The organism is Mesorhizobium sp. B2-4-15 (assembly GCF_006658505.1).
In the GTDB taxonomy this organism is placed as follows: domain Bacteria; phylum Pseudomonadota; class Alphaproteobacteria; order Rhizobiales; family Rhizobiaceae; genus Mesorhizobium.
Genome location: NZ_VFUZ01000001.1, coordinates 47808 through 60674 on the forward strand (window position 1 = coordinate 47808; position 12867 = coordinate 60674).

General features: G+C 62.5%; 12 protein-coding genes. 10 read left to right on the forward strand and 2 right to left on the reverse strand.

From position 1 onward, the window contains the following. Nucleotides 1-89 precede the first annotated feature (89 nt). From FJ930_RS00260 to FJ930_RS00300, 9 genes are all read left to right on the forward strand, one after another. Complete coding sequence (locus FJ930_RS00260; RefSeq protein ID WP_140608388.1) at nt 90-992, forward strand: branched-chain amino acid ABC transporter permease LivH; 903 nt, start codon at nt 90-92, stop codon at nt 990-992. A gap of 4 nt (nt 993-996) precedes the next feature. Next, nucleotides 997-2592 carry a high-affinity branched-chain amino acid ABC transporter permease LivM gene (gene livM / locus FJ930_RS00265; RefSeq protein ID WP_141833582.1) on the forward strand — a complete coding sequence of 532 codons (1596 nt, stop codon included), beginning with the start codon at nt 997-999 and terminating at the stop codon, nt 2590-2592. Then, nucleotides 2592-4109: an ATP-binding cassette domain-containing protein gene (locus FJ930_RS00270; RefSeq protein WP_141833585.1), complete on the forward strand. Its 1518-nt coding sequence runs from the start codon at nt 2592-2594 to the stop codon at nt 4107-4109. The genes livM and FJ930_RS00270 overlap by 1 nt, the downstream gene beginning before the upstream one ends. Further along, a complete protein-coding gene (locus FJ930_RS00275; RefSeq protein WP_140608382.1) occupies nt 4109-4837 on the forward strand; it encodes an ABC transporter ATP-binding protein in 729 nt (242 codons plus the stop codon). The genes FJ930_RS00270 and FJ930_RS00275 overlap by 1 nt, the downstream gene beginning before the upstream one ends. 17 nt (nt 4838-4854) lie before the next feature. Next, nucleotides 4855-5202, forward strand: coding sequence for a DUF6867 family protein (locus tag FJ930_RS00280; RefSeq protein ID WP_140697456.1), 348 nt, complete (start codon nt 4855-4857; stop codon nt 5200-5202). 137 nt (nt 5203-5339) lie between these two features. Beyond that, nucleotides 5340-6455 (forward strand): branched-chain amino acid ABC transporter substrate-binding protein, encoded by a 1116-nt coding sequence (locus FJ930_RS00285; protein ID WP_140745922.1) that lies wholly within the window; start codon nt 5340-5342, stop codon nt 6453-6455. A 293-nt stretch (nt 6456-6748) separates the two neighbouring features. Beyond that, complete coding sequence (gene pyc / locus FJ930_RS00290) at nt 6749-10207, forward strand: pyruvate carboxylase (protein WP_141833588.1); 3459 nt, start codon at nt 6749-6751, stop codon at nt 10205-10207. 160 nt (nt 10208-10367) lie between these two features. Next, nucleotides 10368-10628 carry a DUF2312 domain-containing protein gene (locus tag FJ930_RS00295; RefSeq protein WP_140608373.1) on the forward strand — a complete coding sequence of 87 codons (261 nt, stop codon included), beginning with the start codon at nt 10368-10370 and terminating at the stop codon, nt 10626-10628. Nucleotides 10629-10798: 170 nt separating this feature from the next. Continuing rightward, complete coding sequence (locus FJ930_RS00300) at nt 10799-11254, forward strand: hypothetical protein (RefSeq protein WP_140745918.1); 456 nt, start codon at nt 10799-10801, stop codon at nt 11252-11254. A 29-nt stretch (nt 11255-11283) separates the two neighbouring features. Here the strand turns inward: FJ930_RS00300 and FJ930_RS00305 are convergent, their stop codons facing one another. Then, nucleotides 11284-11790: an arsenate reductase ArsC gene (locus FJ930_RS00305; RefSeq protein WP_141833591.1), complete on the reverse strand. Its 507-nt coding sequence runs from the start codon at nt 11788-11790 to the stop codon at nt 11284-11286. Nucleotides 11791-11963: 173 nt separating this feature from the next. Between FJ930_RS00305 and FJ930_RS00310 the strand changes: the two genes are divergently transcribed. After that, entirely contained in the window at nt 11964-12308 is a 345-nt protein-coding gene (locus tag FJ930_RS00310) for a hypothetical protein (RefSeq protein ID WP_140745914.1), read from the forward strand. A 70-nt stretch (nt 12309-12378) separates the two neighbouring features. Here FJ930_RS00310 and msrB read toward each other — a convergent pair whose 3' ends face one another. After that, nucleotides 12379-12783 carry a peptide-methionine (R)-S-oxide reductase MsrB gene (gene msrB, locus FJ930_RS00315; protein WP_140745912.1) on the reverse strand — a complete coding sequence of 135 codons (405 nt, stop codon included), beginning with the start codon at nt 12781-12783 and terminating at the stop codon, nt 12379-12381. Nucleotides 12784-12867 lie beyond the last annotated feature (84 nt).

Genomic DNA, 12867 nt, shown 5'->3' on the forward strand with positions numbered 1-12867 from the left:
TTGCAATCCGGGCTCGAAACTTTACGACTAGGGGAAATACGAAAAGGAATGCGTCTGCATGGGCGACATTCCAGGGGAGCCATGTACACATGCAGTACTTTGTCCAGCAGCTTATCAACGGGCTGACGCTGGGATCGATCTATGGGCTGATCGCGATCGGCTACACGATGGTCTACGGCATCATCGGAATGATCAATTTCGCCCATGGCGACATTTTCATGGTGGGCGCCTTCACCGCGCTGATCGTTTTCCTCATCCTCGGCGCGCTGTTCTATTCGGTGCCCGTGGTCATCGCGCTGCTGGTCATGATGATCGTGGCGATGCTGCTCACCAGCCTCTACAACTGGACCATCGAGAAGGTGGCGTACCGGCCGCTGCGCGGTTCGTTCCGGCTGGCGCCGCTGATCACCGCCATCGGCATGTCGATCGCCCTGTCCAATTTCGTCCAGGTCACGCAGGGTCCCCGCAACAAGCCGATCCCGCCGATGGTGTCGAAGGTCTACAACATCGACGGCGTCAGCGTGTCGCTGAAGCAGATCATCATCGTCATTGTCACCGCCCTTTTGCTGGTGCTGTTCTGGTACTTGGTCAACAAGACCTCGCTTGGCCGGGCGCAGCGCGCCTGCGAGCAGGACCGCAAGATGGCGGCATTGCTCGGCATCGACGTCGACCGCACCATCTCCATCACCTTCATCATGGGTGCTGCACTTGCCGCCGTCGCCGGCACGCTGTTCCTGATGTACTATGGCGTGGTGGCCTTCTCCGACGGTTTCGTGCCGGGGGTAAAGGCATTCACGGCGGCGGTGCTTGGCGGCATCGGCTCGCTTCCCGGCGCCGTACTCGGTGGGCTCCTGATCGGCTTCATCGAGAGCATGTGGTCGGCCTATTTCTCGATCGACTACAAGGACGTCGCGGCGTTCTCGATCCTGGCGATCGTGCTGATCTTCCTGCCTTCCGGCATATTGGGCCGGCCTGAAGTCGAAAAGGTTTGAGACCATGGCCGTGACCGTATCTCGTGAGCGCGACACCGTCGCAAGCCCCATGCAGCGCGCGCTTCGGGAAGCGTTCTATGCCGGCGCCATCGCGCTTGGCCTGTTCGTGCTGTTCATCGGGCTGAAAACCGGTCAGAACATGTCCAATGAACTGGTCCTGACTCAGCGCTGGGGCTTGCTCGCCGCCGTGGTGATCGCCACGGCCGTCGGGCGTTTCCTCTATGTCGCCTACGGCCAGCCCTTCATGGCCAACCAAAAGATCGCCGACGTCGCCACCGGTCTGTTACCAGCCAGCGTGGGGTCACGATTCTTTCAGTTGCCGGCGTTCATCCTGGCTGTCGTCGCGGCCGCGCTGCTGTTCGTGTTGGGCGGCTCTCTCGCCGGATGGGTGGGAGCAGAACCGGCCGGCTATCTCCAATTCCTGCGCGCCCTGGCGGTCATCTATGTGCTGGGTTGCGTGATCTACTACTTCCGCGCCTTCATTCATGCCAACTTCACCAAATTGGGCATCACAGCGTTGGTGCTGTACCCGATCCTCGTGGTCGCGGTGCTGTCGCTGAACGCCTGGTCGATTGCTGGAGGGCTGCAGGGCTCGCTGAAATGGGTCGACAATTTCGGCATCCAGATCCTGATCTATGTGATGCTGGCCTGGGGACTGAACATCGTCGTCGGCCTCGCCGGCCTGCTCGACCTCGGCTACGTCGCCTTTTATGCACTTGGCGCCTATGCCTATGCGCTTCTTGCCACGCATTACGGCCTGTCGTTCTGGATCCTGCTGCCGGCCGCGGGCTGCATGGCCGCTCTCTGGGGGGTGCTGCTAGGCTTCCCCGTGCTGCGTCTGCGCGGCGACTATCTGGCGATCGTGACGCTCGCCTTCGGCGAGATCATCCGGCTGGTGCTGATCAACTGGCGCGAGGTCACCAACGGCTCGGCCGGTATCTCCGGCATTCCCAAGGTTTCCTTCTTCGGCCTGATGACCTTCAATGTGTCGGACCCCAATTACATTGCCAAGGTTCTGCATCTCGCGACCTCGAGCGCCTATTACAAGATTTTCCTCTACTATCTGATCCTGGGTCTGTGCCTGCTTACCGCCTTCGTCACCATCAGGCTGCGCCGTCTGCCGGTCGGCCGTGCTTGGGAGGCCTTACGTGAGGACGAGATCGCCTGCCGCTCGCTCGGTATCAACACCACCACCACCAAGCTGACGGCGTTTGCCACCGGCGCGATGTTCGGCGGTTTCGCCGGCTCGTTCTTTGCCGCGCGGCAAGGCTTCGTCAGCCCGGAATCCTTCGTCTTCCTGGAATCGGCCATCATCCTGGCCATCGTCGTGCTCGGTGGCATGGGATCGCTGGTTGGCATCGCGGTTGCCGCGATGGTGATGATCGGCGGCACCGAGGCGTTGCGCGAACTCGACTTCCTCAAGCAGGTCTTCGGGCCTGATTTCACACCGGAACTCTACCGCATGCTTCTGTTCGGCATGGCCATGGTGATCGTCATGCTGTGGAAGCCGCGCGGCTTCGTCGGCAGCAGGGAACCGACGGCCTTCCTTAAGGAGCGAAAAGCGGTCTCAGGCTCCTTCACCAAGGAGGGCCACGGCTAATGGATGCGAACACACAAATGAACGGCGCCATCCTGCAGGTCGATCACCTGTCGATGAAGTTCGGCGGCCTGGTCGCCATCGGCGACCTGTCCTTCACCGCTAAGCGCGGCGAAATCACGGCGCTGATCGGCCCCAACGGAGCCGGCAAAACGACCGTGTTCAACTGCATCACCGGCTTCTACAAGCCATCGGAAGGCATGATCACGCTCAATCGTGCCGATGGCTCGAGCTATCTCCTGGAACGGCTGCCCAACCACGAGATCCCGGCGCGCGCCAAGGTGGCGCGCACCTTCCAGAACATCCGCCTGTTTTCGGGCATGACGCTGCTGGAAAACCTCCTCGTTGCCCAGCACAACAAACTGATGAAGGCTTCGGGCTATACGGTGCTTGGCCTGTTCGGTTTCCCGAGCTACCGCCAGGCTTCGGCCGAGTCGATCGAGCTCGCAAGGCATTGGCTGGAGAAGGCCGATCTCGTCGATCGCGCCGACGATCCGGCCGGCGACCTGCCCTATGGTGCGCAGCGGCGCCTCGAGATCGCGCGCGCCATGTGCACCGGTCCGGAGCTTCTGTGCCTCGACGAGCCGGCGGCCGGCCTCAACCCGAAGGAATCGGCTGCTCTCAACGAGCTGCTGATGGACATCAAGAACACCTCAGGGGCCTCGATCCTGCTGATCGAGCACGACATGTCGGTGGTCATGCAGATTTCCGACCATGTCGTGGTGCTGGAATATGGCCGCAAGATCTCCGACGGCAATCCGCAGTCGGTGCGCACCGATCCGCGCGTCATCGCCGCCTATCTCGGCGTCGACGACGAGGAGGTCGAGACGGTGCTGACCGAAGTCGGCGACGAGGACGTCATCGAACAGCTCGATACGGGTCCCGACGCCGCGCATGGTCCGGGCACCTCGGCGTCGTATCTGGCCGGTCCGGTGAGCGACACGGTCGGCCACAGCGAGGGCGAGCGCGTCACGGTGTCGAAAGGCGCCTCCAAGGCTGCGCAGATCGATGCGCGTGCCGTGACCGTGGCGAGCAAAGCCGTTGTGGCTAAACCTGAACAGGCGACAAAGCCGGCTCCGGCCGCCAAGCCGGTCGCGAAAGCGGCAGCAAAGAAGCCGGCCGCCAAGGCACCCGCGGCAAAGGCCGAGGGCGTTTCGAACCGTCTCGCTGCTCCGCGTGGCGGCAAAGCCGACAACCTGACCCGCATCAAGGGCATCGGTGCGGTCAACGAGAAGAAGCTCAACGAACACGGCATCTTCCACTTCGACCAGATCGGCGCCTGGAAGAAGGCCGATGTCGAGGCCGCCGAAGCCTATCTCGCCTTTGACGGGCGCATAGCGCGCGAGGACTGGGTCAAGCAGGCCAGGCTGCTCGCTCAGGGCAAGGACACGGAATTCTCGCGCCGCGTCGATGCGGGCAAGGTGGCGACCAGCCATGCGTCGGCAAAGAGCGCCGGCGCGACTTCCGGAAAAACAGCCGCCGCCAAGCCTGCGACCGGCAAGCGCGGAGGAGGCAAGTGATGGCCGGCACGACACTGCTCGATATCAAGGGTGTGCAGACCTATTACGGCAACATCCGGGCGCTGAACGGCGTCGACGTCACCGTCAAGCAGGGCGAGATCGTGGCGCTGATCGGCGCCAACGGCGCCGGCAAGTCGACACTGATGATGACCATCTTCGGCGCGCCGCGCGCGCGCACGGGAAGCATCACCTTCGCCGGCACCGACATCACCCAGTTGCCGACGCACGAGATCGCGCGCCTGCGCATCGCCCAGTCGCCGGAAGGACGCCGCATCTTCCCGCGCATGACGGTGATGGAAAACCTGCAGATGGGCGCCAGCCTCGACAACCTCAAGCACTATGCCGAGGACGTCGAAAAGGTGTTCACGCTGTTTCCGCGGCTGAAGGAGCGCATCGCCCAGCGCGGCGGCACGCTGTCGGGCGGCGAGCAGCAGATGCTGTCGATCGGGCGCGCGCTGATGGCACGGCCGAAGCTGCTTTTGCTCGACGAGCCGTCGCTCGGGCTGGCGCCGCTGATCGTCAAGCAGATATTCGATGCCATCCGCGAGTTGAACCGCACCCAGGGGCTGACGGTGTTCCTGGTCGAGCAGAACGCGTTCGGCGCGCTCAAGCTCGCCAACCGCGGCTATGTCATGGTCAACGGCAATGTGACGATGAGCGGCACCGGCAAGGAACTGCTCGCCAATCCCGAAGTGCGCGCCGCCTATCTCGAAGGCGGCCACCACTGAGTTCAGGAGTCTCGACCATGCAAGGCATTCTCTACGAGGAACCGTCGATCTGGCAGTTCTTCTTCGTCACCTGCCTGCTCGGCGGCTGGGCGGCCTGGATGACGGGCAAGGCCAGCGCCCAGACATGGCGCAGCTTCATCCAGCTGTTCGCTTATCTGCTGGGGCTCGGCATCGGCATCCGCTTCATCCATCACGCGCTGTTCGACGGCACGATGTTCTCGCTGCATTACTATATCGTCGACACCATCGTGCTGATGATACTGGGCTTCATCGGCTATCAATACACACGAACCAACCAGATGGTGACACAATATAATTGGCTCTACGAAAGAGCTTCAATCTTGAGCTGGAAACCGAAAGGTTGAGGTTCATCATTAACGCCGCCTCAAGGATGAATCGGCGTGACAAGTGCCTGAAAATCGGCAAACTATGCTTTCTGCGATAAGGGTGGGCATCGCATGAAAGCTTCATTCACGCCCACTCCGTTAATGGGAGCGTTTCAATGAAAAAGTCACTATTGTCCGCCGTCGCCCTGACCGCGCTGGTCGCGTTCGGCGGCAACGCGTGGGCTGATGTAATGTTCGGCGTCGCCGGTCCGATCACCGGTCCGAACGCGGCCTTCGGCGCGCAGTTGCAGAAGGGCGCAGAGGCAGCTGTCGCCGAGATCAACGCCAAGGGCGGCATCAACGGCGAGCAGATCAAGCTCGAAGTCGGCGACGACGTCTCGGATCCGAAGCAGGGCATCTCGGTCGCCAACAAGTTCGTCGGCGACGGCGTCAAGTTCGTGATCGGTCACTTCAACTCGGGCGTGTCGATCCCGGCCTCGGAAGTCTACGCCGAAAACAATATCGTCGAAATCACGCCGGCCGCGACCAACCCGAAGTTCACCGAGCGCGGTCTGTGGAACGTGTTCCGCACCTGCGGACGCGACGACCAGCAAGGCAGCATCGCCGGGGCTTATATCGCCGCGAATTTCAAGGATGCCAAAGTCGCTATCGTGCACGACAAGACCCCTTACGGCCAGGGCCTCGCCGATGAAACCAAGAAGGCAATGAACGCCGCCGGCGTCAAGGAAGTCATGTATGAAGGCGTCAATGTCGGCGACAAGGACTTCTCGGCGCTCATCGCCAAGATGAAGGAAGCCGGCGTCACCCTGATCTACTGGGGCGGCCTACATACCGAAGCTGGCCTGATCATCCGCCAGTCCGCGGACCAGGGCCTCAAGGCACCGATGATGTCGGGTGACGGCATCGTGACGGACGAACTCGCCGCGATCGCGGGCGACGCCGTCGCCGGCACGCTCAACACGTTCGGCCCCGACCCGCGCCTGATCCCGGCCAACAAGGAACTCGTCGAGAAGTTCCGCGCGCAGGGCTTCGAGCCGGAAGCCTACACGCTCTACGCCTATGCCGCCGTGCAGGTTGTCGCCGAGGCGGCCGCCGCCGCCAAGACGAACGACCCGCAGGCCGTTGCCAAGGCGATGCATGAGAACGGCCCGTTCCCCACGGTTCTGGGCGATCTCGCCTATGATGCCAAGGGCGACCCCAAGCTGCCGGGCTACATCATGTACGAGTGGAAGAAGAAGGACGACGGGAAGTATTCCTGGTTCCCGAAATAAGCCGCTCAGGCAGGTTTGACATCAGTGATGCCCGGCGCTCCGCGCCGGGCATTTCCTTTGGCGCGTTCCGGCGGCGGATGGCCTTCTTTGCCAATTCCTCCCAGCCGGGAAAGATCGCATCCAGGATCGAAATTGTCGCCATTGTTCCGTCCGTTCGAACGAATGCGTGCGAATGTTGGCCGGATGATCCATTTAAATCGGTTTAGATGAGCGTCGATTTTGTTTGCACTGCAGCATTTTCACGCTAATCATTGCGCCGATTTCTCTTCCCTTCCGTTACTGGAGCCCAGTCCTTGGCAATCACGAAGATCCTCGTCGCCAACCGGTCAGAAATCGCCATCCGCGTCTTTCGCGCGGCCAACGAACTGGGCCTCAAAACCGTGGCGATCTGGGCCGAGGAAGACAAATATTCGTTGCACCGCTTCAAGGCCGACGAAAGCTATCAGGTCGGACGCGGCCCACATCTCAACAAGGACATGGGGCCGATCGAGAGTTATCTGTCGATTGAGGAAGTGATCCGCGTCGCCAGGCTTTCGGGCGCCGATGCCATCCACCCGGGCTACGGGCTTCTGTCCGAAAGCCCTGAATTCGCAGAAGCCTGCGCGCAGGCGGGCATCACCTTCATCGGCCCGAAGCCGGACACGATGCGCCGCCTCGGCAACAAGGTCGCGGCGCGCAATCTCGCCATCGAGGTCGGCGTGCCGGTGATCCCCGCCACCGATCCGCTGCCGGACGACATGGAGGCGGTCAAGAAACTGGCAAAGGAGATCGGCTATCCCGTCATGCTGAAAGCCTCCTGGGGCGGTGGCGGACGCGGCATGCGCGCCATCCGCTCCGAGGCCGATCTTGCCCGTGAGGTCACGGAGGGCAAGCGCGAGGCGAAGGCCGCTTTCGGCAAGGACGAGGTCTATCTCGAAAAGCTGATCGAGCGCGCGCGCCATGTCGAGGTGCAGGTGCTTGGCGACACCCATGGCAATGCCGTGCACCTGTTCGAGCGCGATTGCTCGATCCAGCGCCGCAACCAGAAGGTCGTCGAGCGGGCGCCGGCGCCATACCTTGAAATGTCGCAGCGCGAGGAGCTCTGCGGCCATGCGCTGAAGATCGCGCGCGAGACCAGCTATATCGGCGCCGGCACGGTCGAGTTCCTGCAGGACGCCGATACCGGAAAATTCTATTTCATCGAGGTCAACCCTCGCATCCAGGTCGAGCATACCGTCACCGAGATGGTAACAGGCATCGATATCGTCAAAGCCCAGATACACATCCTCGACGGCTTCGCCATCGGCACGCCGCAATCGGGCGTGCCGACGCAGCGCGACATCAGGCTGAACGGCCACGCCTTGCAGTGCCGCATCACAACCGAGGATCCCGAGCACAATTTCATTCCGGATTACGGCCGCATCACCGCCTATCGCGGCGCCACCGGCTTCGGCATCCGGCTGGATGGCGGCACCGCCTATTCCGGCGCGGTCATCACCCGCTTCTACGATCCGCTGCTGGAGAAGGTGACGGCATGGGCACCGACACCGGCCGAGACCATAGCGCGCATGAACCGCGCCTTGCGCGAGTTCCGTATCCGCGGCGTCGCCACCAACCTCACCTTCCTCGAAGCCATCATCAACCACCCGAGCTTCGCCGACAATTCCTATACAACGAAGTTCATCGACACAACGCCGGAGCTGTTCCAGCAGGTCAAGCGCCAGGACCGCGCGACCAAGCTGCTCAACTATCTAGCCGACGTCAGCGTCAACGGCCATCCCGAGACGCGCGGCCGGCCGATGCCGAAGGCCGATGCGGCCGCACCCGTCGTGCCCTACCTCAACGGCAACGTGCCCGGCGGCAGCAAGCAGAAGCTCGATGTGCTCGGCCCAGAGAAATTCGCGGCCTGGATGCGCGAGCAGAAGGAAGTGCTGGTCACCGACACGACGATGCGTGACGGCCACCAGTCGCTGCTCGCGACCCGCGTGCGCACCCACGACATTGCCGGCATCGCCGGCACCTATGCGCGCGCCCTGCCGCAGCTTCTGTCGCTCGAATGCTGGGGCGGCGCGACCTTCGATGTCGCCATGCGCTTCCTCACCGAGGATCCGTGGGAGCGGCTGTCGCGGGTGCGCGAGGCAGCCCCCAATCTGTTGCTGCAGATGCTGCTGCGCGGCGCCAATGGCGTCGGCTACACCAATTATCCCGACAATGTCGTGCAGCATTTCGTCAAGCAGGCGGCTGCCGGCGGCATCGACCTGTTCCGCGTCTTCGACTGCCTGAACTGGATCGAAAACATGCGTGTCGCCATGGACGCTGTTGGCGCCGAGGGCAAGCTGATCGAAGCGGCAATGTGCTACACCGGCGACATTCTCGATCCTGCGCGGGCCAAGTATGATCTGAAATATTATGTCGGACTGGCCAAGGAATTGCAGGCCGCCGGCGCCCATGTCATCGCCGTCAAGGACATGGCCGGGCTGCTGAAGCCATCCGCCGCGCGCGTGCTGTTCAAGGCACTGCGCGAGGCGACGGACCTGCCGCTCCATTTCCACACCCACGACACGTCGGGCCTGTCGGCGGCGACAGTGCTGGCGGCGGTGGAGAGCGGCGTCGACGCCATAGACGCGGCTATGGATGCCTTCTCCGGCAATACGTCGCAGCCTTGCCTGGGGTCGATCGTCGAGGCGTTGAAGGGCACCGAGCGCGACCCTGGCCTCGATCCGCAATGGATCCGCAAAATCTCGTTCTACTGGGAAGCGGTGCGCAACCAGTATGCCGCCTTCGAAAGCGACCTGAAAGGGCCGGCTTCGGAAGTCTACCTGCACGAGATGCCGGGCGGGCAATTCACCAATCTCAAGGAGCAGGCGCGCTCGCTCGGGCTGGAGACACGCTGGCACGAGGTGGCGCAGGCCTATCACGACGTCAACCTGATGTTCGGCGACATCGTCAAGGTGACGCCGTCGTCCAAGGTCGTCGGCGATATGGCGCTGATGATGGTCAGCCAGGACCTGACCGTTGCCGATGTCGAGAACCCGGCCAGGGATATCGCCTTCCCGGACTCGGTCGTGTCGATGCTGCGCGGCGATCTTGGCCAGTCGCCCGGCGGCTGGCCCGAGAGACTGCAGAAGAAGGCGCTGAAGGGCGACAAGCCGATCACCGTGCGGCCCGGTTCGCTGTTGAAGCCGGCCAATCTCAAGGCCAGCCGTAAGGAGATCGAGGAGAAACTGGAGCGCAAGCTCTCGGAATACGAGTTCGCTTCGTGGCTGATGTATCCGAAGGTGTTTTCCGACTTCGTCGCCGCGCAGGAAACCTATGGACCGGTCAGCGTGCTGCCGACACCGACCTATTTCTATGGCATGAAATCCGAAGACGAGATCTTCGTCGACATCGAGAAGGGCAAGACGCTTGTGGTGCGGTGCCTGGCCATCGGCGATGTCGATGACAAGGGCATGGTCACCGTGTTCTTCGAACTCAATGGCCAGCCGCGACGTGTGAAGGTGCCAGACCGTGCGCATGGCGCTTCCGCGGCCAAGGCACGCCGCAAGGCAGAGCCCGGCAACGAGGCGCATGTCGGGGCGCCGATGCCGGGCGTGGTTTCGGCGCTCGCGGTCGCCGCCGGCCAGGCAGTGAAGGCCGGCGATGTGCTGCTCTCCATCGAGGCGATGAAGATGGAGACGGCGCTGCATGCCGAACGCGATGGCACGGTCGCCGAGGTGCTGGTCAAGGCCGGCGACCAGATCGATGCGAAGGATCTGCTGATCGCCTTTGTCTGAGGGGTCGCGCAAGCGGTCAGACTGTCCGCTTCTGGCGGCAGTCTTGATTCGACCGCCGATGACGGCTTGACCCGGTGGCCCTGGTCAGGCATCGAACCGCTGAAATTCGCCACGGCACGTTTCCCGAGTCGCGGCGCGGAGTCGATTTTTGGAGAAAAACATGGCCGACGATATCACCGAGACCAGCCAGACTGTTGCCGCCGGCCAGCTGCGTGCCTTCATCGAGCGCATCGAGCGGCTCGAGGAAGAAAAGAAGACGATCTCCGACGACATCAAGGAAGTGTTCGCCGAGGCCAAGGGCACCGGCTTCGACACCAAGGCGATGCGCACCATCATCCGCCTGCGCAAAAAGGATCAGGCGGAGCGCCAGGAGGAGGACGCCATTCTCGACCTGTACATGGCCGCGCTCGGCATGGTGTAGGGAGACTGTTTGGAAACTCTACTCCGGCGGCTATCTGATGGTGTTTTCCGCGCTTCCGTTGCTCACGGACCCAAATGTCCGCTGCGCTGCGGTTCTCGAAACCACCACCATATGACTCGCCGGAGCGAATTTCGAAACAGTCTCGGCCAGGATATGCGGGGCTCCCGGCTATGAGTGAGTTCGACTTCGGTGGCCGACGGGCCTCGGAGTTCCGCCATCGCGGCTTCTGGGCGCTGTTCGCCGAGCGTCACCCGGAAGAGAGAGCCCGGCTGGCGCGGCGCGGGCCCTGGTTCTGGCAGCGCGGGCTGCCCGACTTCGCCTTGGTCCTTTCCATGTATGTCGCGCCGGCGCAAAACCATGTCGGAGTGTTCTTCGGCCGCAACGAGAAATTCGGCGCCACGGAAAGCTGGTCGCGGCTGAAACCGTTCCAGCAGGCGATCGAAGACAGGCTGAAGCTCAGGCCGGAGCAGAGTTGCTCGGGCCTCGGCATCAACTCGATGTGGCGGGTCAACTGCCTTGCCGAGGACAACTGGCCGGCAATGGCCGACTGGCTGGTGACGGAATGCTCGCGCGTCGAGCGCGCCGTCATCGAGGTGCTGGGACACGAAGGGTGGCCGCAAATCTGACGACTCCGCTCCGGCGTTGCCACCCAGCTTCAGTCTGGCCGCTGATCGTGGCCAATTTCGTCCAGATGCTGTTGCAGAGCCAGTCGATCGAGCGATCCTATCGGCAGGTTTACGAACAGCGCGATGCGGTTGCTCATCATCCGAAAGGCCTCGGCGAAAGCAAAATGCCGCTCCACTTCGGTGCCTTCGGCCTTGGCTGGATCAGGCACCGCCCAAAGTGCCGTCATCGGATGGCCGGGCCACACCGGACAGCTTTCATTGGCCGTGCTGTCGCATACCGTGAAGACGAAATTCATCTCCGGTGCGCCGGGTTTGGAAAACTCGTCCCAGCTCTTCGACCTGGCGAAGGACGTGTCGTAGTTGAGGTTCTCCAGCAGCTGCAGCGTACGAGGGTTGACGGTTCCCTTTGGCCGAGAGCCGGCGGAATAAGCCTTGAAGCGGCCGGCGCCGAGACGATTGAGAATGGCCTCGCCCATGATCGACCGGGCCGAGTTGGCGTTGCAGAGAAAGAGAACATTGTAGACATGGTCGCCCATTGCGAACTCCTCCGTGTTTGCGCTGCAAATGACAGAACATGATGAGCGTCACAGTTCTGTGATCGTACACGCTTTGACGGCAGATTTCTGCATTGTCCGCGCCGAATTCGTGGCGTCCTGCCATCGACACGCGCCCGAAACCATCGGCGCTGCACTTAAGCGAGGCTCGATTGATGAACGACTTTGATCCATCGGGCGCGGTGCACGGAGAGATCGGCGACAAAACCGGTTTCTTCCGGTCGCGCTGGCGCGGCACCGTGCCGCTCGACCGCTTGTTCTGGCGCGACATGGTCTTCGTAGCCACCACTATCAGCATCGCGTCATCGGTGGCGGCACTCGTCCTGCTCAGCCTGAAGCTGCCGCTTGTCCTGGTGCTGGCGGTGCATTTCGCGCCGGTGCCTTACAACATCTTCCTGACATGGGCCGTATGGCGGACGGCCGAGAAAGTAGGCGGTGCCAAGGCTACGCTCGTCATGCTGGGATCGACGCTCTGGCTGATCGCGACAGTCGTCGTCTGACGCGGGCTGCCTGCCTATGAAAAAGGGCGGCCGGAGCCGCCCTTCGCAGGAAGTGTCGATCGGGCCCTGTTCAGGACGCCGGCTCGAATTTCAGCGCCACGCCGTTGATGCAGTAGCGCAGGCCGGTCGGCGGCGGGCCATCCTCGAAGACATGGCCGAGATGGCTGCCGCAACGGGCGCAGTGGCATTCGGTGCGCACCATGCCGTAGCTGCGGTCGACGGTGGTCTCGACCGAGCCCGGAACAGGGTCGTTGAAGCTCGGCCAGCCCGTGCCGCTCTCGAACTTCAACTTGGATTCAAACAGCGGCTGGTCGCAGCCGGCACAGGAAAAGGTGCCGGCGCGCTTCTCGTAGAGCAGGGCGCAGCTTCCCGGCCGCTCGGTGCCGTGGCCGCGCATGACCGCATATTGCTCCGGCGTCAGCCGGGCGCGCCATTCGGCATCGGTGCGGGTGACGGGGTAGGTGTGAGTGTCCATTTGATCTCCTCAGCCTTGGCGGCTCGTTCTTTGTTGCAAGCCATATTCGCACAAACATAGGCATTTGTTACAGCGATATTCAGG